At 42.0% G+C, this 18,590-nt stretch carries 19 protein-coding genes and 2 pseudogenes; 12 read left to right on the forward strand and 9 right to left on the reverse strand.

Annotated elements, in window-relative coordinates; translation table 11 throughout:
- Positions 1-113: 113 nt before the first annotated feature.
- A complete protein-coding gene (locus ACU8V8_RS17045) occupies positions 114-317 on the forward strand; it encodes a YheV family putative zinc ribbon protein (RefSeq protein ID WP_087532624.1) in 204 nt (67 codons plus the stop codon).
- Positions 318-325: 8 nt separating this feature from the next.
- On the opposite strand, the pseudogene ACU8V8_RS17050 reads toward ACU8V8_RS17045, so the two are convergent.
- Positions 326-539 (reverse strand): annotated as a pseudogene (locus tag ACU8V8_RS17050) (SlyX family protein).
- Positions 526-1,524, reverse strand: coding sequence for a WD40 repeat domain-containing protein (locus tag ACU8V8_RS17055; RefSeq protein ID WP_446888289.1), 999 nt, complete (start codon positions 1,522-1,524; stop codon positions 526-528). Before ACU8V8_RS17055 ends, ACU8V8_RS17050 begins: the two are co-directional and overlap by 14 nt.
- A gap of 202 nt (positions 1,525-1,726) precedes the next feature.
- Here ACU8V8_RS17055 and fkpA point away from each other — a divergent pair, with 202 nt between their 5' ends.
- Complete coding sequence (gene fkpA, locus ACU8V8_RS17060) at positions 1,727-2,482, forward strand: FKBP-type peptidyl-prolyl cis-trans isomerase (RefSeq protein ID WP_087532621.1); 756 nt, start codon at positions 1,727-1,729, stop codon at positions 2,480-2,482.
- A gap of 59 nt (positions 2,483-2,541) precedes the next feature.
- Here fkpA and rsd read toward each other — a convergent pair whose 3' ends face one another.
- A complete protein-coding gene (gene rsd, locus ACU8V8_RS17065; RefSeq protein WP_446888290.1) occupies positions 2,542-3,012 on the reverse strand; it encodes a sigma D regulator in 471 nt (156 codons plus the stop codon).
- A gap of 482 nt (positions 3,013-3,494) precedes the next feature.
- On the opposite strand from rsd, the gene hemE reads away from it, so the two are divergent.
- Complete coding sequence (gene hemE, locus ACU8V8_RS17070) at positions 3,495-4,559, forward strand: uroporphyrinogen decarboxylase (RefSeq protein ID WP_256829048.1); 1,065 nt, start codon at positions 3,495-3,497, stop codon at positions 4,557-4,559.
- A gap of 85 nt (positions 4,560-4,644) precedes the next feature.
- On the opposite strand, the gene sthA is transcribed toward hemE, so the two are convergent.
- Together sthA and ACU8V8_RS17080 are read right to left on the reverse strand one after the other, a co-directional pair.
- Positions 4,645-6,072, reverse strand: coding sequence for a Si-specific NAD(P)(+) transhydrogenase (gene sthA / locus ACU8V8_RS17075; RefSeq protein ID WP_446888291.1), 1,428 nt, complete (start codon positions 6,070-6,072; stop codon positions 4,645-4,647).
- A gap of 13 nt (positions 6,073-6,085) precedes the next feature.
- Entirely contained in the window at positions 6,086-7,138 is a 1,053-nt protein-coding gene (locus tag ACU8V8_RS17080; protein ID WP_446888292.1) for an acyl-CoA desaturase, read from the reverse strand.
- A gap of 208 nt (positions 7,139-7,346) precedes the next feature.
- Between ACU8V8_RS17080 and fabR the strand changes: the two genes are divergently transcribed.
- The 5 genes and pseudogenes from fabR (at position 7,347) to leuD (ending at position 13,048) form a co-directional block, all read left to right on the forward strand.
- Positions 7,347-7,970, forward strand: a complete 624-nt coding sequence (fabR, locus tag ACU8V8_RS17085; RefSeq protein ID WP_087532616.1) for an HTH-type transcriptional repressor FabR — start codon at positions 7,347-7,349, stop codon at positions 7,968-7,970.
- A 389-nt stretch (positions 7,971-8,359) separates the two neighbouring features.
- A pseudogene (gene leuA, locus ACU8V8_RS17090) lies at positions 8,360-9,914 on the forward strand (2-isopropylmalate synthase).
- The gene (gene leuB / locus ACU8V8_RS17095) at positions 9,911-10,987 is read left to right on the forward strand and encodes a 3-isopropylmalate dehydrogenase (RefSeq protein WP_446888293.1); all 1,077 of its coding nucleotides are present in this window, start codon (positions 9,911-9,913) and stop codon (positions 10,985-10,987) included. The pseudogene leuA and the gene leuB overlap by 4 nt, the downstream one beginning before the upstream one ends.
- A 61-nt stretch (positions 10,988-11,048) precedes the next feature.
- On the forward strand, positions 11,049-12,449 hold the full coding sequence (gene leuC / locus ACU8V8_RS17100; protein ID WP_446888294.1) for a 3-isopropylmalate dehydratase large subunit: 1,401 nt from the start codon (positions 11,049-11,051) through the stop codon (positions 12,447-12,449).
- Positions 12,449-13,048 carry a 3-isopropylmalate dehydratase small subunit gene (gene leuD / locus ACU8V8_RS17105; protein ID WP_446888295.1) on the forward strand — a complete coding sequence of 200 codons (600 nt, stop codon included), beginning with the start codon at positions 12,449-12,451 and terminating at the stop codon, positions 13,046-13,048. The genes leuC and leuD overlap by 1 nt, the downstream gene beginning before the upstream one ends.
- A gap of 53 nt (positions 13,049-13,101) precedes the next feature.
- On the opposite strand, the gene ACU8V8_RS17110 is transcribed toward leuD, so the two are convergent.
- Entirely contained in the window at positions 13,102-13,416 is a 315-nt protein-coding gene (locus ACU8V8_RS17110; RefSeq protein ID WP_446888296.1) for a hypothetical protein, read from the reverse strand.
- Between the two features lie 205 nt (positions 13,417-13,621).
- Here ACU8V8_RS17110 and ACU8V8_RS17115 point away from each other — a divergent pair, with 205 nt between their 5' ends.
- Positions 13,622-14,215, forward strand: a complete 594-nt coding sequence (locus ACU8V8_RS17115; protein ID WP_446888297.1) for a hypothetical protein — start codon at positions 13,622-13,624, stop codon at positions 14,213-14,215.
- Between the two features lie 9 nt (positions 14,216-14,224).
- Here ACU8V8_RS17115 and ACU8V8_RS17120 read toward each other — a convergent pair whose 3' ends face one another.
- Positions 14,225-14,596 (reverse strand): hypothetical protein, encoded by a 372-nt coding sequence (locus ACU8V8_RS17120; RefSeq protein WP_446888298.1) that lies wholly within the window; start codon positions 14,594-14,596, stop codon positions 14,225-14,227.
- 95 nt (positions 14,597-14,691) lie between these two features.
- Between ACU8V8_RS17120 and ACU8V8_RS17125 the strand changes: the two genes are divergently transcribed.
- Positions 14,692-15,138 carry a tellurite resistance TerB family protein gene (locus ACU8V8_RS17125; RefSeq protein ID WP_446888299.1) on the forward strand — a complete coding sequence of 149 codons (447 nt, stop codon included), beginning with the start codon at positions 14,692-14,694 and terminating at the stop codon, positions 15,136-15,138.
- Positions 15,139-15,143: 5 nt separating this feature from the next.
- Here the strand turns inward: ACU8V8_RS17125 and ACU8V8_RS17130 are convergent, their stop codons facing one another.
- On the reverse strand, positions 15,144-15,713 hold the full coding sequence (locus ACU8V8_RS17130) for an NADPH-dependent FMN reductase (RefSeq protein ID WP_446888300.1): 570 nt from the start codon (positions 15,711-15,713) through the stop codon (positions 15,144-15,146).
- A 121-nt stretch (positions 15,714-15,834) separates the two neighbouring features.
- On the opposite strand from ACU8V8_RS17130, the gene ACU8V8_RS17135 reads away from it, so the two are divergent.
- Both ACU8V8_RS17135 and ACU8V8_RS17140 read left to right on the forward strand, forming a co-directional pair.
- The gene (locus ACU8V8_RS17135; RefSeq protein WP_446888301.1) at positions 15,835-16,731 is read left to right on the forward strand and encodes a LysR family transcriptional regulator; all 897 of its coding nucleotides are present in this window, start codon (positions 15,835-15,837) and stop codon (positions 16,729-16,731) included.
- Positions 16,731-16,961 (forward strand): hypothetical protein, encoded by a 231-nt coding sequence (locus tag ACU8V8_RS17140; RefSeq protein ID WP_446888302.1) that lies wholly within the window; start codon positions 16,731-16,733, stop codon positions 16,959-16,961. The genes ACU8V8_RS17135 and ACU8V8_RS17140 overlap by 1 nt, the downstream gene beginning before the upstream one ends.
- A 4-nt stretch (positions 16,962-16,965) precedes the next feature.
- Here the strand turns inward: ACU8V8_RS17140 and norR are convergent, their stop codons facing one another.
- Positions 16,966-18,525 carry a nitric oxide reductase transcriptional regulator NorR gene (gene norR, locus ACU8V8_RS17145; protein WP_446888303.1) on the reverse strand — a complete coding sequence of 520 codons (1,560 nt, stop codon included), beginning with the start codon at positions 18,523-18,525 and terminating at the stop codon, positions 16,966-16,968.
- Positions 18,526-18,590: the final 65 nt, after the last annotated feature.

An 18,590-nucleotide genomic window follows, 5' to 3' on the forward strand; every position in this document is an offset into this window, starting at 1 on the left:
TGCCCTGATTGAATTGCTTATATCATAGCACGGATCGACTTATGGTTATCAATCGTATCACCTAGGTAGATATTAGGATAAAATGATAGCAGTTAAAACTGTGGGGAATTGCTGTGAAACAGAGAAAACGGTTTATTGCGGGGGCAACTTGCCCTGAATGTAAAACCATGGACATGATGATGCTATATAAAGAGCATGACGTGGAAAAAGTTGAATGTGTTCAGTGCGGTCATAAAATGACTCAGCCGGAACAGGCAGTGCAAGCATCAACACGCCAATTTGAACAAGTGATTGGCGTGTTTAAGCCGGGTGATTAACCGCTTGTTTAATAATGCGGTGGCGGTGGCTCTTGCATTTGCGACATCAAAGAGGGCTGTTGCGACTCTTTTTATTTTCTCAGCCAGTAGTTCTGTTTGGCGCTTCATTTTAGCCAACAGCTGCTGGTGAGCTTTAATTTCATCATTTAATATATCAATCGTTTCATCTTGAAAGGCCACTTTTGCCTCAAGTTCCATTAAGCGATGTTCAATTGTGTTCATTAGCTTCTCGTATAGTAAAGCGCTCAGCGATTCCGCTGGAGCTTTCGGTTAACAACGCAGTATCGTTATCAGTAAACGCGACATCTAACACCACCGCCGATTTAGGCTTACTGCCTTCGCGCGGAGTGACTCGCCAGCTTTGAATATTTTCACCATCAGCAATTTGCCATAAATCAACTAAGCGGTTAGGTGATCCAGTTAACAGCAACGTTGCTTGTTCGTTAAATCGAACCGCAGTAAAAATTTTCTGACGGGCAATATACTTTAGTTTGCTAACAAGATCACCTGTTGTCAGCTGCCATACATGTGCTTGTGCCATACTGTCTGCGGTAAAGGCGTAGCGACCTTGTGGATCAAGGGCCACTTGGGTTACGCGGTTAGGGTGGTTAAAACGGTGAATGACTTGGCCGCTTTGGGTATCCCAAAAGTAAGCAACGTAGTCGTTTGAGCCACTCAGTGCAAAGCGGCCATTGGGTGAGAGGTCTACCACGTTAATTTTTTCTTGGTGACCAAGGAACTCAATGCGCCGGCCGGTCTCTAAGTTAAGATAAACAACGACATTGTCGCTACGGCCATATAAAACACTGCGGCCTTGGTTGCTAATAGCGATATCGCGAATGGTGGCGGTTTTTATTTTATAATAACCAACGTTGTCACCAGTATTAATATCCCATACGGCAAAAGTGGTTTTTTCTGCGGTAACGGCATAGCTGTTATCAAAGGCTATGGCCACGGTGTGTACCAGGCTATCCTGGTCTTGTTGCTGAAACCATTGATATTTTAGTACCTGTTGTTGATTATCCCATAGGGCGACCCCATGGTGTATAGATGAGATCAGGCTATACTGGCCATCGTGAGAAAGTGCAGAGGCAAACGCGCCTCGAGCTGCATGCTCATAGCTGGCAGTCGCGTGTTCTTTTTGTTCTGAGCAAGCAATTAATAAAGTGCAGCTCAGAAGATACAAAAAAGTACGAAATATCGACATATTACAGGTATTTCCCCTTAACTCTTGTTGACTGAGAGGTTAGACTAGGACGCGATAAAGGTCGAGGTCGTTTATCTAATGATTTGAAATTGGCATATCGCCGTACTCAGTAATTAGATAAGCAGCCTACCATGTAGGCCGTTAATCTTTAACTAGTAATAATACAATAAATGACATCTGCAAAGTGTGTCGGAGATTTAAAATGAAAAAGACGATTAAATTGTCATTGATTGCAGCGTCAGTTTTAGCGCTTACGGCTTGTAATCAAGAAGCAAAACAAGAACAAGCAGCACCAGTTAAGCTAGAAACTGAAGCACAACAACAAGCATACGGTATTGGTGCATCAGTTGGTAACTTCTTAAATAAAGACTTAGCCGATAAAAAAGAGCTAGGAGTTGAGCTTGATCAAGCACTACTTATGCGCGGTTTTGAAGATGCACTTGCTGGTGAGTCTAAGCTTGATGAAGAGAAAATCCGTGAAGTGTTAACGGCACTTGATACATCTGTACGTACTAAGCAAGAAGCTCACGCAAAAGTAGAAGCTGAGAAAAGCAAAGCTGACGGTGAAAAATACCTAGCTGATAATGCTGCAAAAGAAGGCGTTACAGTGACTGAGTCAGGTCTTCAATATGAAGTGATCACTCAAGGTGATGGTGAAAAACCAGTGGCGACAGACGTAGTTAAAGTACATTATCAAGGTACATTATTAGACGGCACTGAATTTGATAGCTCTTATTCACGTAATGAACCAACAACTTTCCCACTTAACCGTGTTATTCCTGGTTGGACTGAAGGTCTACAGCTTATGCCTGTTGGCTCTAAATATAAGTTCACAATCCCTGCTGATCTTGCTTACGGTGACCGTGACTTAGGTAAAATTCCAGCTAACTCTACACTTGTTTTTGAAGTAGAACTACTTGAAATCCAAGACGAAGAGCAAGCTGCAGCTGCTGAGTAATTTACTCAAGTTAGCAAAAAGGGGCCAATTGGCCCCTTTTTTAATGCAACTTAAAAAGCTTAATCTGTGTGATTAGAATATAAGTTGTCAATGAGCTCGTCTTCAAGCTCAAAGCGTAGCTCTAATGCTTCACCCAATTTAGATAAGTCGTTATCAAAGTTATTTAATAACTCATCTTTAGTCACTTCTGCATATTTATCATTAAAATCCAGAGCAATATCTGTAGTGTCAGAAATACGAGGGTATAGGTCGTTGGCAAGCTGTTGGCTTTTTGGGCCTTTTTGCTCACAAGCTTTGGCTATATCGTCATAAACCTCAAAGTGCCCAGCTGACAAATAATCCATTAATATTTGGCAAAAGCTTTGAATTTGTAGTTGATCAGGCAAGGCATGATCTTTTTTATCATAAGGAGCAAAACCTGCAATTTTACAATAAAGTACTAATAGCTCTTGGCGCTCTGTTAACCATTTGTCGATTATTGTGTGGCTACCGCCCCATTTTTGTTGAGCTTTTTCCAAACGCGTCAGCATGATTATTCTCCTAAGCTGGGTTGGTTTTCTTTATATAACAATGAAATATGCAGCAAAGATCAACACATTTTTTTATTATTTCGGTAATAAAAGTTGAACTGAATGATATGTAAGCATTTTTTATACACTATTAGTATTATTTCAGGCAAGAAAAAACCACCATAAAGGTGGTTTAATTTCTTTTCCATGACTTGTTTAAACAAGCTTTCTTTTTGTTATGAGAAGATTTTTATTATTGTTGTTATATAATTTTTATTGTTGTTATTGTTAACGCAGGACAAGTTATACCAAGCTTTTTGTTGTGTTGCAAACTTATTAATGAAAAATTTCAAATGTTATTTTTTGTTACTCGACTTTTAAACGTTAAATAAAACCTTTGATCTGTATCTATCAAACTATGTTTTAGCTTCATTGCAATAGAGCGCTTGGCGATATGGTGATACAATCTGCGCAATATATACAGCTTTAGGATCCTTTACGCTATGAGCGAATTAAAAAACGACCGTTATTTACGTGCACTACAGAAACAACCCGTTGATGTGACTCCGGTATGGATGATGCGCCAAGCTGGCCGTTATTTACCTGAATACCGCGCTACACGTGCACAAGCGGGCGATTTTATGAGCCTGTGTAGAAATGCTGAACTAGCCTGTGAAGTGACTTTACAGCCGTTACGACGTTATCCATTAGATGCCGCTATTTTATTTAGCGATATCTTAACGATTCCTGATGCAATGGGTTTAGGTTTATACTTCGAAACCGGTGAAGGCCCTAAATTTGAACGCCCAATTTCTTCGTTAGCCGATGTAAAAAAAATCCCTAAGCTTGACCCAACGGATGAGCTTGGTTATGTAATGAACGCCGTAAGCACTATTCGTCGTGAGTTAAAAGGTGAAGTGCCACTTATTGGTTTTTCTGGCTCACCATGGACGCTTGCCACTTATATGGTTGAAGGTGGAAGCAGTAAAGTATTTGGCAAAATCAAAAAAATGGCGTTTGCAGAGCCGCAAACCCTACACTTGTTACTTGATAAGCTAGCCGACTCAGTGATCGATTATTTAAATGCGCAAGTAAAAGCCGGCGCTCAATCACTCATGGTTTTCGATTCATGGGGTGGGGTATTAAGCCCGCGTGATTACAATGAGTTTTCTTTGCAATATATGCATAAGATTGTTGATGGTTTGATTCGCGAATACGACGGCCGTAAAGTGCCTGTAACGCTATTTACTAAAAATGGTGGCCAATGGATTGAAGCGATTGCGGCAACAGGCTGTGATGCCGTAGGCCTTGATTGGACTATCAATATTGCTGATGCTAAACGTCGTGTTGGTGATAAAGTGGCGTTACAGGGGAATATGGACCCATCAATGCTACATGGTACGCATGATCGTATTCGCCAAGAAGTCGGCACAATTTTAGAAGACTTTGGTACCGGTAATGGCCATGTATTTAACTTAGGTCATGGTATTACACCAGATGTAGATCCTGAAAACGCGGGTGTATTCATTAATGCTGTACATGAGCTAAGTGCGCAATATCATAAATAATAAGTAACTCATTACTTACGCATTAAAAAGCCCGCTAATGTTAGCGGGCTTTTTGTTGTCTTTTAAAGCGTTTTTTAAATGTGAGTTATTTAAATAAGCGATTTAAACCATTTAACGCCGCAACCCGGTAAGCCTCAGCCATGGTTGGGTAGTTAAACGTAGTATTTACAAAGTAGTCGATATTATTGCCACCATTTTTTTGTTCCATAATGGCTTGGCCAATGTGAACAATTTCAGAGGCACGCTCACCAAAGCAATGTACGCCAAGCACTTCTTTAGTTTCTGTGTGAAACAATATTTTTAAGCTGCCTACTTCAGTGCCGGCAATTTGAGCACGTGCTAAGTGTTTAAACTGTGCACGGCCTACTTCGTACGGTATTTTAGCCGCAGTAAGTTGTTGCTCGGTTTTACCGACTGAACTCATTTCAGGAATGGTATAAATACCCGCCGGAATATCAATGATTAGTTTTTCATCGCAATTGCCACAGGCTATAGCATCAGCAGCAATTCGACCCTGATCGAATGCAGCACTGGCAAGACTTGGATAACCAATTACATCGCCCACCGCGTAAATGTTATCAACCTCGGTTTGGTAGGTTTCATTTACTTTTAATTGCCCACGGCCATCCGCTTTTAAGCCGACTGCTTCAAGGTTTAAACCATCAGTGTTACCCGTACGGCCATTGGCAAATAAAATACAATCGGCTTTAACACGTTTGCCTGATTTTAAATGCATTACTACACAGTCATCGCGGGTTTCGATACGGTCAAACTCTTCGTTATGACGAATAACAATGCCGCTGTTCCAAAAGTGGTAGCTTAATGCATCTGATATTTCAGCATCCATAAACGCCAATAAGCGATCACGGGTATTTACTAAATCAACCTTTGCGCCTAAGCCTTTAAAAATAGACGCATACTCACAACCAATTACACCAGCGCCATAAATTAAAACGCGATGTGGGTCATGCTCAAGGCCTAAAATTGTGTCGCTGTCGTAAATACGCGAATGGTCAAAGTCGACTTCTGGTGGGCGGTACGGGCGTGAACCTGTTGCTATTACAATGGTTTTTGCCGTTAAACGCTCAGTTGAGCCATCAAGACGCCTAATTTCTACGGTGTTTTTATCAACAAAGCTTGCATCACCTTGAAACAAGTGAATACGGTTTCTATCGTAAAAGCTGCTACGTAAATTAGATTGCTTTGAAATTACTGAACTTGCATGGCGCAAAATATCAGGGAAGGTCAAGCGGCTTGGTCGCTCGCCCACATTAAATAGTGGGTTGGCTTTATACTCAATATAACGGCTAACAGAGTGACGTAGCGCTTTTGAGGGAATCGTACCCCAATGTACGCAACCGCCACCGACGCCTTCTTGGCGTTCTATAACGGCTACTTTTTTGTTGCTTTTAGATAGGTTCATGGCGGTGCCTTCACCGCCAGGACCCGTGCCTATAATAATCGCATCATATTGAAACGATTGTTGTTCTTTCTTTACTTGTTGTTTGGCCACAGCCACTCCTACATTAACTAAAAGAGGCTTTTAATAACCTCGCATTCAGTGCTAGCCATGCTTGCTTTTGTGTTTCCCAAGCGGCTTCTAGCTCATGGTATTGTGTAATTAAAGCTGATTTTTCGCATTGTTGCAGCATGTTATTCTTTTTAACTTCAAGTACCTGTTTTTTTAGGGCACAAAAGTGTTGTAGCTTTTTCAACAATAAATCATATTCTTGCTGCAATAATGTAAGCTTATCTTGCGCTAATGGCAATTTAGCTAAGCGAACTTGCGTTTTGTTCATTAACGTTTCGGCTTTTGCTTTTTCAATACGCTCTACCGGCGTGCGCTTAAGCTTTTTAGCTAAGCCAACAGCAGCTAAAGAGCGGATCATCCATTTGGTGGGGTCATAATGAAACCATCTAATGCCATTGCGGTAATCGCTGGCAAAAATATGATGGAAGTTATGATAACCCTCACCATAAGTAAACAGCGCTAAAAAGCCGTTATCTCTTGCTGTATTTTTTTCAGTGTAAGGGCGAGAACCCCAAATGTGCGCCACTGAATTGATAAAAAAGGTAAAATGCTGACTTAAAACCAAACGCAATAATCCTGCTAATAATAGCATACCAAACACATCGCCGACCATTAAACCAAGTGCTAATGGAATGCCAATATTAGTAGCAAGTACTAGCTTCATGTAGTGACGGTGTTGCCACATCACTACTTTATTACGTTGTAAGTCACGGCAGTTGCTGTAATCACCATAGCTGTCACCTTGATAATCACGCAGCATCCAGCCAATATGACTATACCAAAAACCATTGGTTGCAGCGTATGGGTCTTTGATTGGGTCATCTACTTGACCATGATGAATTCGATGATCGCTACTCCAATGCAATGCACTGTTTTGTAATGCAAAGGCCCCACCTAGAGCAAAAAAAGGCTTCAATAACAGGGTGTGCATCGTATGTTTTATGAGCCCACAAACGGTGATAACCAGCAGTAATTGACATACCGGCGTAAAACATACAGCCGACAAATGCAATCCAGTGCGCGCTGGTAAATCCGTAGGTAACTCCATACCAAGGGACTAAAGTAGCAGCAGCTAAAAAAGTTAGGCTGAAGAACAGGACATTGGTCCAAATAATAGGTGGTTTTTTCATCTTTTAAAATCTGAGCGTACACTTGTAAGCTAAAATAATATTTCATTCTCTCGCCGTCAAGTATTAGACTGACGAATTCACATAAAAGTCATCATAAATTGATTTAAATTAAATCAGGAGTAGTTCATGTCGGGTGTTCGCGCGCAACAGAAACAAAAAACACGACAAGCTTTAATTGAGGCGGCATTTAATCAGCTAAGTGCTGATCATAGTTTTTCTAACCTCAGTTTACGTGAAGTTGCTCGTGAAGCTGGTATTGCGCCTACCTCGTTTTATCGTCACTTCAAAGATATGAATGAGCTGGGTTTGACCATGGTGGATGAAGCAGGCCTAACACTGCGTCAATTAATGCGCCAAGCGCGACGTCGTATTGCCAGTGGCGGCAGTATTATTACCACCTCAGTGGTGACCTTTATGGAGTTTATTGATAACTCGAGCAACCAATTCAGGTTACTATTACGTGAACGCTCTGGTACTTCAAAAGCCTTTAGAGCCGCGGTTGCCCGAGAAATTAAGCATTTCATTTTAGAGCTGGCCCATTACCTTGAAAGTGAAACCCCGTGCGATGCTACGCATGCCTATATTCAAGCCGAAGCCATGGTAACACTGGTGTTTAATGCCGGCGCAGAAGCCCTTGATATAGAGGGCCAACAACGTGATGAACTGGTAGAGCGAGTAATTTGGCAACTGCGTTACATTACTCGTGGCGCAAGCAATTATGTAAGAGAAACCAAAGCTGAAAGTGAATAAACGAGAAAAAGTACGATAAGTTAATCTAAGCATTGGTTGTAGCTGCATTGGTTTAATACGCTTTATATTTCATGTTTACATAATAAATAATTTGTTTTATTTGTTTTGTTGGATTTTTTATCCTTAATACGGAGTGTTTTTTCTGTTTTTTGGGAATTATTATGCTTGCATGCTCGACTGTGAGGTGTTAAAAATAAGGCTCACTGAACACACACATTTAGTAAAGATGATGCAAAATACACGTTTAATTACATTAAAACTAAACCTCTTACTGCTAACGTATGTAAGCGGGGATTAGTGTATTTTCATTAGAAAACATTAAAAACCCCGCAATATGCGGGGTTTTTTTTTATCTCGCAACTAGGGCAGCTGAGAATTAAGGGCAGATTATGCAAGATAAAGACAAGGTATGGATTTTCGACACCACATTACGTGACGGTGAGCAGGCGCTTAAAGCAAGCCTAACTGAAGATGATAAAATCCAACTGGCGCATACTATTAGTCGTCTAAATGTGGATGTGATGGAAGTTGGCTTTCCGGTTTCGAGCCCTGCTGATTTTCGTTCAGTGCAACGTATTGCTACAGAAGTACAGGGCCCAATTATCTGCGGCTTAGCTCGCTCTGTGGCCAAAGACATTGAAGCCTGTGGTGAAGCATTACGCACGGCGCAACAAAGTCGTATTCATACGTTTATTGCTACCAGCCCGTTGCACTTAGAACACAAATTACGTATGAGCTTAGATGACGCCACAGCCATGGCGGTTAAATCAATCAAACTTGCTCGTAATTATACAGATGATGTTGAGTTTTCGTGTGAAGATGCCGGGCGTACACCGCATTGGGATTTATGCAAAATTGTAGAGCAGGCAATCAATGCCGGTGCATCTACGATTAACTTACCCGACACGGTTGGTTTTGTAACGCCAGACGAATACGCGGCAATGATCCATCATTTAATGAATAATGTGCCAAATATAGATAAAGCCCGTTTGAGTGTGCATTGCCATAACGACTTAGGGTTGGCAGTTGCAAACTCAGTTGCCGCTGTTCAAGCTGGCGCACGCCAAATTGAGTGTACTATCAATGGTATTGGCGAACGTGCGGGTAACTGCTCGCTTGAAGAAGTGGCGATGATCATGAAAATGCGCCAAGACCACTTAAAAGTACACACTGATATTCGTAGTGAAGAAATTTACCGCGCCTCTCGTCAAGTGGCAAAAATTTGCAATATGCCAGTGCAACCGAATAAAGCCATTGTTGGCGAAAACGCATTTGCTCACAGTTCAGGGAATTCACCAAGACGGTGTATTAAAAGCGCAAAATACTTATGAGATTATGTCGCCAGAAAGCGTCGGCGTGCCAAATAACCAATTAAATATGACCTCACGTTCGGGTCGTCATGTTATTGAACATCGTTTAGAAGAGCTTGGTTACCAAAAGTCTGATTACGATATGGATAGCTTGTATGCAAGCTTCTTAGCCTTAGCTGATCAAAAGGGCACGGTTTACGACTATGATCTTGAAGCGATGATTTATTTTAATCAAATCAATGATAAAGACGAAAAATATCAATTAGAGTTTGTTAACTCAACGTCTAATTCACAGTCGGTGGCAAGCTCAACTATTGGCATGACTATCGGTGGCGAATCGAAACAAGAAGCCGCAACTGGTAATGGCCCTGTTGAAGCGTCATTCTTAGCGATTGAGCGCTTAACAGGTATGGCTGTTGAAATGATAGAGTTTAATTTAGAAGCCACAGGTGAAGGTGCCAGTTCACTGGGGCAAGTCAATATTATAGCTAAATACGATGGTCGTCCTTATCACGGCGCGGGCATTGCAGCGGATGTGGTTGAAGCGTCAGTACGCGCCATGATCCGTGTTTATAACTTAATTTATCGTGCACAAAAAGTGTCTGATTTAAAACAACAAAGGAAAGCAGGATGAGTCAAACAAATTATAGCGTTGCGGTATTAGCAGGCGACGGTATCGGCCCAGAAGTAATGGCAGCAGCAGAAAGTGTGCTGGATGCGGTAAGCAGCAAATTTGGCTTTACCATGACTCGTCACCCACATGCTATTGGCGGCGCTGCGATTGATCAATTTGGTAAAGCATTACCAGATACAACGCTTGCAGCCTGTGAAAGTGCCGATGCAATTTTGTTTGGCTCAGTCGGCGGCCCCAAGTGGGAGCATTTACCGGCAGATGAACAACCAGAACGTGCGTCTTTATTACCGCTACGTAAGCACTTCGGCTTATTTTGTAATTTACGCCCAGCTCAGCTATTACCAGCATTAAGTGCAGCTTCGCCATTGCGAGCAGATATTAGTGAGCGTGGTTTTGATATTTTATGTGTACGTGAATTAACTGGTGGTATTTATTTTGGTGATAAAGGGCGTACTGGTGAAGGTGCTGATGAGGCCGCATTTGATACACAAACCTACTCGCGTAAAGAAATAGAACGCATTGCGCGTTTTGCCTTTGAAGCGGCAAAGTTGCGCAACAACCATGTAACCTCAGTAGATAAAGCGAACGTACTCGCATCAAGTGTATTATGGCGTGAAGTGGTTACAGAGGTAAGCAAAGACTACCCAGAAGTCAGCCTTGACTATATCTATGTTGATAACGCAGCAATGCAATTGGTTAAGCAACCAAGTCAGTTTGACGTATTGCTTTGCGATAACTTGTTTGGTGATATTTTGTCAGATGAGTGCGCGATGATCACCGGCTCTATGGGGTTATTACCTTCAGCCAGTTTGAATCAATCGGGTTTTGGTATGTATGAACCTGCTGGTGGCTCTGCCCCAGATATCGCAGGCAAAGGTATTGCTAACCCAATCGCACAAATCTTAAGTGCGGCACTGATGTTGCGTTATTCGCTAGGCCAAGATGAAGCGGCGCGCAGTATTGAAAAAGCAGTCGCAGAAGCCGTAGAAGCGGGCGTCGGCACGCCAGATATTTATCCAAATGGCGGATACACTACTAGTGATGTTGCAGCAGCAATCGTTGCCCGCATCTAAATATTTTTATAGCCGAAGCACCGTTATGCTTCGGCTCAAAACAGCATTAGGGAATTAGCAAGTGGCCCAAACTTTATACGACAAAATCTGGCAAGCACATGTAGTTGCCAGTATTAATGAGCAAACCGACTTACTTTATATTGATCGTCACTTAGTACACGAAGTAACCTCGCCGCAAGCGTTTGCAGGCCTTCGTGAAAAAAACCGTAAAGTACGTTGCCCAGAAAAAACCATCGCGACCATGGATCATAATGTATCGACTAAAAGCCGATCACTTGATGCTGCTAGTGAAGTGTCAAAAAATCAATTAATGGCGCTTGATGCAAACTGTAAAGAATTTGGTATTACGCTTTACGATTTAAACTCAATTAATCAAGGTATTGTGCATGTAATGGGGCCTGAGCAAGGTATTACCTTACCGGGCACTACCATAGTGTGTGGCGATAGTCATACCTCAACGCACGGTGCATTTGGTGCGCTTGCTCACGGTATTGGTACCTCTGAGGTTGAGCACGTATTAGCAACGCAAACCTTACAACAGAAAAAAGCCAAGTCATTAAAAATTCAAATTAATGGTGTATTACGACCAACTGTAACAGCAAAAGATTTGATAATGGCCGTTATTGGCAAGTTAGGCACGGCTGGTGGTACTGGCTATGTAGCAGAGTTTTGTGGTGAAGGCATTGAAGCATTATCGATGGAAGCTCGTATGACGCTGTGTAACATGAGCATCGAAATGGGCGCGAAAGCCGGTTTAATTGCCCCTGATCAAATTACCTATGATTACTTAAAAGGTCGCCCATTTGCACCAAAAGACGCGGACTTTGATGCAGCTATTGCCTATTGGGAAACGTTAAAAACCGACGAAGGCGCGCAGTTTGATTTAGAAGTGGAACTAGAAGCGAGCAGCATTCAGCCGCAAATTACTTGGGGTACTAGCCCTGAGCAAGTTATTGGTGTAGATGAATTTATTCCAGATCCAGACAAAGAGCCTGATTTAATTAAAGCTGATGCAATTCGTAGCGCACTTAAATACATGGACTTAAAAGCGGGCGAAAAGCTGTCATCAGCAAGCGTTGATACGGTATTTATTGGCTCATGTACTAACAGCCGTATTGAAGATTTACGTGCTGCTGCTCATATCGTGCAAGGCAAGCAAGTAGCCACTGGTGTTGAGGCGTTAATTGTACCTGGTTCTGGCTTGGTGAAAAAACAAGCCGAAGACGAAGGCTTAGCTGATATTTTTAAAGCCGCAGGCTTTGAATGGCGAGAACCAGGTTGTTCAATGTGCTTAGCAATGAATGATGACCGTTTAGGTGCAGGTAAGCGTTGTGCATCTACCTCAAACCGTAATTTTGAAGGCCGCCAAGGTCGTGGCGGTCGTACGCACTTAGTTAGCCCTGCAATGGCCGCAGCAGCAGCAATACATGGTCGCTTTGTTGATATTAGAGGAGAAGCTTAATGAGCACTTATTTTAGCGGCTTAATGGCCCCACTAGATAAAAACAACGTCGATACTGACCAAATTATTCCTAAGCAGTTTTTAACTTCAACCAGCCGTGATGGCTTTGATGCTGCCTTGTTTTATGATTGGCGCTATTTAGATAACGACGAGCCAAACCCAGAGTTTATTTTAAATCGCCCTTGTTACCAAGGCGCGCAAATATTATTAACCCGTGATAATTTTGGCTGTGGCTCATCACGTGAGCATGCACCTTGGGCACTTAAACAATACGGTTTTGAAGTAATTTTGGCAGAAAGCTTTGCTGACATTTTCTTTAACAACTGCGGCAATAACCAAATGCTGGCGATTGCATTACCTGCACAAACATTGGAAGATTTGTTTGTACTGAGTGAACAGCACGACGATATTCATATCGACATCGACCTTGAAAATCAGGTGCTTACCAGTAACAAGTTTGCGCCAATCAGCTTTGATATTCGCAAAGACGTAAAAGAGCGTTTATTAAGTGGCTTAGATTTTATCGGCGTTACTGAAACGCTAAACCCGCAAATCGACGCCTTTGAAGCAAAGCTTAACGCCGAGCGTCCATGGCAGTAGATGTTTAAAAGTTATTAAACAATGAAACGCGGCTCAGGCCGCGTTTTTTATGGTTAATACATATAAGCAATCGTCAAACCTAGTACTGCAAGTGCAAAGCAAATAGTCATATTAATAGTTTTAAGCTTTTTAAATTGACTAACTTTAGGGTCGTCTAGGGTTGAGAAAAAGCCATTTTTGAGTGATTCATTAAAATTAGCAGTCAATGTGGAGCGTGAAGTATCGCCTAGTGTATTTTGCGTTAATTGCTCCCACTGAGTTGGGTATGCCTGCGCTAAATGTGTAAGTAATGCGTTATATTTTCGATTTTGTATAATGAATAGCGCAAAAATTAAAATAAACACCAGCAATGGATAACTTCCCATCATACCTTCCTTATTTTTGTTTATCTTTTATTAACCGAACATAAGTTGTTTTTCATTTAAGTTCAACAGTGATGGCCGCTTTTGTTTTATTTTTAGACTTGCTAACTTTTATCTCACCTACTTATAGCTGAACTGCCATTCACCGCGATTACTTCCTTTGTCTTTAGTAACAAGCTAAGGTGGGCTTTTTATCTATTAGGAACATGCTATGAAGTTATTAACTGCTGCAACCTTATTTTTGGCATCAACTGCTGTGTTTGCACGCCCAGCACCGTTAGTGTCTATCCCTAGCCATGATGGCTTTTTTGATAATATTGCCGCCCATTGTGGTAAAGCTTACGAAGGAACTGTAACAGTTGATAATGCTGCTGGTCCTAGTTCGTTTGCGGGTAAAAAATTAATCATGCATGTTCGTAAATGCACTGATAGTGAACTGCAAGTGCCATTTCACGTTGGCGATGATGCCTCACGTACTTGGATAATTACAAAAACAGGCAGTGGCTTGAGCTTAAAGCACGATCATCGCCATAAAGACGGCACTGATGATGTATCTACTATGTATGGCGGTCATACGGTTGATGCGGGTTTTGAGAACGTGCAGTCTTTTCCTGCTGATCAATACTCAAAAGAATTGTTTGTTAACCAAGGTATTCCACAATCAATGGGTAATACATGGCAAATGTATATTTACCCTGAAAAGTTTACTTACCGCTTGATTCGCCAAGGCCGTGAATTCCGTGTTGATTTTGATTTAACTAAACCAATTACTCCACCTGCTGCACCTTGGGGTTATAAAGATTAAAAGCAAAGACTAGTCTTTTGTGGGCTCAGTCTCACATTGCAGTAATACAGTTAAAGGTGGCTGATATTTACGAGGTTTGGTCGGGAAACGGTCATATTCCTGTACGCCATCAGTCACTTTTATCATAAAGGTGTTGCCACGACATAGGCGGTTAGCATGACGAAGTAAAAATACACTTTGATTTTTAAAGTGTTTGTAATCGTCAGATTGAATTTCAAGGTGGTAGTTATTATCGTCTATTTGAGTTTGGTGGTAATGTACTTTTTCATCAAAGTCATAGAGCTTTTCGGTTTCTCCTTTTTCTGCGTAGGCAGTATTACACCCCGCTAATATTATAAAAATAAAGATACTTGTGAGGCTTTTACTCCATTTTCCTGTCATAAACCTTGTTCTCCATTATTGTATTGCGCACGCGATTTAACTACAGTGGGCAACTAGTCATGCGTTAAGTCTAACACCCAAAAAGGGAAAATGTGATGTTCAAACAAATAAAACAGCTATTTTCAACTTTTAATGAGCAGCCCAATCAGATGCAAGAGCATGATCTGAAAACGGCGGTCGCAGCATTATTGATTGAGGTAATGCGTGCTGATACCCAGCAGCAAGATGATGAACTTAAAACGTTAACCTTCACACTTAAAAAGTATTTTCAGTTAACGGATGAAGAAGTTGACGAGCTGATGCAAAGTGCGGGCAAAAGCTTAGATGATGCGATTGATTACTTTCAATTTTCTAAACAAATAAATAATCAGTGTAGCGCAGAGCAACGTATTGAAATTATTGAATTACTTTGGCGGTTGGCTTATGCCGATGGTGAGCTTGACCCGCAAGAAGAGTACGTCATTCGGCGTGTGGCTAACTTGTTGTATGTCACCCATGAAGACTTTATCGCCGCTAAACTAGCCGCGACAAAGCTTTCTTAAAGGGTTCACTTATTTAGTTTACTGGCAACGCTTACAAGTTGTTGTGCCAAGCCTGCAACTTTGTCAGCGGTAACAGGGTCGCTAATGCGCCCAGAGTCATCGAGTAACGTATGAATAGCGGGTACTGCAAGTTGATCAGCCAGTACTAAACTACCGATACCCGATAAAATATCACGTACATGGTTTAAGCCGCGTAGGCCGCCTAATCCGCCTGGTGATGAGGCGTATAATGCGGTTACCTTATTACGAAATGCAGGAACCGCGCCTTGCTCGGTGCGTGAAGCCCAGTCTATGGCATTTTTAAGTACCGCAGTGATTGAGCCATTGTATTCTGGGCTTGCTAATAAAATACCATCAGCAGCGCGAAGTTTGTCTTTTAAAAGCTGGGCGCCTTGTGGTGTACCTTGCGCTTCGATATCTTCATCGAACAATGGCAAATTTAAATCAGCAAGTTTGATTACCTCTACTTCTGCGCCGCTTTCTAGTGCAAAACGTGCGGCTTCATTGATCAATTTTTGGTTAAAGCTGTCTTTGCGTAAGCTGCCAGCAAGGGCAATGATTTTTGGTGCAGTCATGAGTATTCCTTGTATGCATTTGTTGTTGCGTTGTTATTACTTTAGCAAAAATTTGCTTGCAGAAAAGCCAAATAAACGCAAAACTTATGTGCATAAATGCACATAGTGTGGGTGAGGCAAAATGGCGATTCAATTTGATGACTGGCAAGACGTAAAAGTTGCTTTTGAAGTTGCGCGGTTAGGTACGTTAACTGCCGCAGCGCAAAAGCTTAACGTACACCACAGTACCGTACTTAGGCGTATAAATAACTTAGAGCAAAGCTTGAATGCACGTTTATTTCATCGTCATGCTCGTGGTTATAAAGTGACAGAAATAGGCGCTAAGTTATTCACAACAGCGCAATCTATCAATAGCGAACTTGAGCGGCTACATAACGATATAATTGCGGCTGACAGCACCTTGCGCGGCAGTTTATTGCTTACTACCGTTAGCGGCTTTATTGATGTGCTAAGTGATGTATGTGAGCAGTTTCAAAGTTTGCATCCGCAAGTGCAATTAGAAGTGATACTTGACCAAAAACGTTTGCGGCTGGACCATGGACAAGCGCATATTGCAGTACGTGCTGGCCCGCGTCCAGATGAAGGTGATTATATTGCTCAGCACTTAGCGCATTTGTCATCGGGGTTTTATGCTTCTAAACGTTATATTGATAAGTACGGACTGCCGAAATCATTAAAGCAGCTTGAATTACATAACTTTGTCTCGGGGGTTGCAGGTTACAATGGCAAAGTGCCTTACTTTGCCTGGGTTGATGAAAACATTCCTGCTTCACAGGTCAAGTTGCGAGTATCTGAAACCTCAGAAGCAACACGAGCGATCGTTAAAGGTTTAGGCATTGGTGGTTTACAACATGATGTGGCTGCACAATATGATGATCTTGTGCCGGTATTAGCCAGTGAACTAAGTTGGCCTACCGATTTATGGCTTGTAACGCATCACTTAGTGCACCGTACCGCAAAAGTTCAAGCGTTTAGCCAGTTACTAAAAGCCTATTTCAAAGAGCGTAAATTAGGCTGATGTGGCATTGCAAAAATTTAGGTGATGCGATGCTGTTAGGCAATGAGCTTGATAAAATAAAACAACAAGCTAAAGCAGCCTATGCGCCTTTGTTTGTGCGTTATGTGGCAAAGCATGGTTTGCATTGTGAAGTGATTGTTTATTTTCCACCCGCGGCAAGTGAGCTGGCTAAACAGTGTTTAGCCAGTCCGTGCTTAGCGCCTGATCAACAAGATTTAACAGCACTTTAAAGTATTACAGTGTCTTTTTAATTGTAATCCCGAGTCGCTTAGCAAGTCTCACTAAATTGGCTCTATCAATATTTAAAGTACGTGCAGTTGCCGCCCAATTTAATTCATGATGCGCTAATTGTTGAGTAATTAGATGGTGGGTAAATGCGTCAGTTGCTTGCTTTAACGAAAGCTCTGAGTCATGCGGTTTTGGTGTCGGTATTAATGGCGAAACAGTTTTACTGGTTGTCAGGTTTAGCTCACAATGTTCTGGCTCTATGGTGATAATTGCTTGTTGCCATTGGCTTTGCTTAGCCTTTAAAGCCGCGCGGCTAATAACATGCTCAAGTTCACGTACATTACCAGGCCAGCTGTATTGCGCTAGTGTGAGCTGTGCCTCGACACTAAGTTTGAGTTGTTCAATCGCCAATTTACGGGCGGTTTTTTCGATAAAAAATCCCGCTAACAGTATCACATCGTTTTCGCGCTGATTTAAAGGTGGAACATGTAATGGGTAAACACTTAAGCGGTGATATAAATCGGCCCTAAAACGTCCTTGTGCAACTTCATCTTTTAGATTGCGATTTGTTGCGGCAATTACGCGTACATCAACATATTTTACCTTATCTTCGCCTACGGTTTGAATTTCACCGCTTTGTAAAACTCGCAGTAATTTACTTTGCATCGCCAGAGGTAATTCGCCAATTTCATCTAAAAATAAAGTGCCGCCGTCAGCGAGTTGAAACTTACCTTGGCGTGCGTGCTCTGCACCTGTAAATGCCCCTTTCGCGTGGCCAAAAAACTCACTTTCGGCTAGGTTTTCCGGCAATGATGCACAATTTAAGTGGATAAGTGGCTGCTTGCTGCGTTTTGAATGCATGTGTATATTACGTGCGACGAGCTCCTTACCAACTCCTGTATCACCTTGAATTAATACACTAAACTCAGAGCCTGCCACGAGTTTTAGATCGTTTTTTAAGCTTTGCATCGCAGCACTTTGCCCTATTATTTCAACGCCATCACGGGTAAGTGCCTCACGGTTTAGCTCTTGTACTAATGCATTACTGTGCTGCGCGTGATTTTGATATTGCTGTAACAACAAAGTGGTTTTTAACTGGGTAGCACAGAGCTGACTCAATACGGTTAGCTGTTGTAAATCATACTCATCAAACGCTTTTGCATTGAGGCTATCTAGGGTAATCACTGCGAGTAAATCATCGTTTTTATCGAGTAAAGGCATGCCTAAGCAAGCGTGTACCGGAATATCTCCTTGCTTACAACTGAGCAAACCATCGTATGGGTCTGGAAGTGAGCAATCTTGAGCAAATTGTAGTGGCTGGCTTGCGTTGCAAATAGCATGTAGGCGAGGGTGGTCGTTGATCACAAACCGTCGCCCTAAAGTGTCAGGCATCAGGCCGTGAATAGCCATTGGTTTTAACACGTCATCTTGGCGAATGAGTAAAGCGATAGCATCACTAGGCAGCACTTTTTTTACACACTCAATAATATGTTGGTAGGGGCAGTGAGGTTGTTCAATAACAGCGAGCTGCATTGCTGTCTTAAGAAGTGCTTCAGTAGTGAGCATGTCAAATTGACTCTTATATGTTTTTTACCTTTCACTACGGTAGGTCATTATGACTCATCTGTCAA

This window comes from Pseudoalteromonas sp. SaAl2, assembly GCF_052947895.1.

What these genes read in the sequence shown, in the direction of transcription:
- ACU8V8_RS17055 (WP_446888289.1), bottom strand. Translation starts at nt 1,524, where the DNA reads ATGTCGATATTTCGTACTTTTTTGTATCTTCTGAGCTGCACTTTATTA.
- fkpA (WP_087532621.1), top strand. Translation starts at nt 1,727, where the DNA reads ATGAAAAAGACGATTAAATTGTCATTGATTGCAGCGTCAGTTTTAGCG.
- rsd (WP_446888290.1), bottom strand. Translation starts at nt 3,012, where the DNA reads ATGCTGACGCGTTTGGAAAAAGCTCAACAAAAATGGGGCGGTAGCCAC.
- hemE (WP_256829048.1), top strand. Translation starts at nt 3,495, where the DNA reads ATGAGCGAATTAAAAAACGACCGTTATTTACGTGCACTACAGAAACAA.
- ACU8V8_RS17080 (WP_446888292.1), bottom strand. Translation starts at nt 7,138, where the DNA reads ATGGAGTTACCTACGGATTTACCAGCGCGCACTGGATTGCATTTGTCG.
- fabR (WP_087532616.1), top strand. Translation starts at nt 7,347, where the DNA reads ATGTCGGGTGTTCGCGCGCAACAGAAACAAAAAACACGACAAGCTTTA.
- leuB (WP_446888293.1), top strand. Translation starts at nt 9,911, where the DNA reads ATGAGTCAAACAAATTATAGCGTTGCGGTATTAGCAGGCGACGGTATC.
- leuD (WP_446888295.1), top strand. Translation starts at nt 12,449, where the DNA reads ATGAGCACTTATTTTAGCGGCTTAATGGCCCCACTAGATAAAAACAAC.
- ACU8V8_RS17110 (WP_446888296.1), bottom strand. Translation starts at nt 13,416, where the DNA reads ATGATGGGAAGTTATCCATTGCTGGTGTTTATTTTAATTTTTGCGCTA.
- ACU8V8_RS17115 (WP_446888297.1), top strand. Translation starts at nt 13,622, where the DNA reads ATGAAGTTATTAACTGCTGCAACCTTATTTTTGGCATCAACTGCTGTG.
- ACU8V8_RS17120 (WP_446888298.1), bottom strand. Translation starts at nt 14,596, where the DNA reads ATGACAGGAAAATGGAGTAAAAGCCTCACAAGTATCTTTATTTTTATA.
- ACU8V8_RS17125 (WP_446888299.1), top strand. Translation starts at nt 14,692, where the DNA reads ATGTTCAAACAAATAAAACAGCTATTTTCAACTTTTAATGAGCAGCCC.
- ACU8V8_RS17130 (WP_446888300.1), bottom strand. Translation starts at nt 15,713, where the DNA reads ATGACTGCACCAAAAATCATTGCCCTTGCTGGCAGCTTACGCAAAGAC.
- ACU8V8_RS17135 (WP_446888301.1), top strand. Translation starts at nt 15,835, where the DNA reads ATGGCGATTCAATTTGATGACTGGCAAGACGTAAAAGTTGCTTTTGAA.
- ACU8V8_RS17140 (WP_446888302.1), top strand. Translation starts at nt 16,731, where the DNA reads ATGTGGCATTGCAAAAATTTAGGTGATGCGATGCTGTTAGGCAATGAG.
- norR (WP_446888303.1), bottom strand. Translation starts at nt 18,525, where the DNA reads ATGCTCACTACTGAAGCACTTCTTAAGACAGCAATGCAGCTCGCTGTT.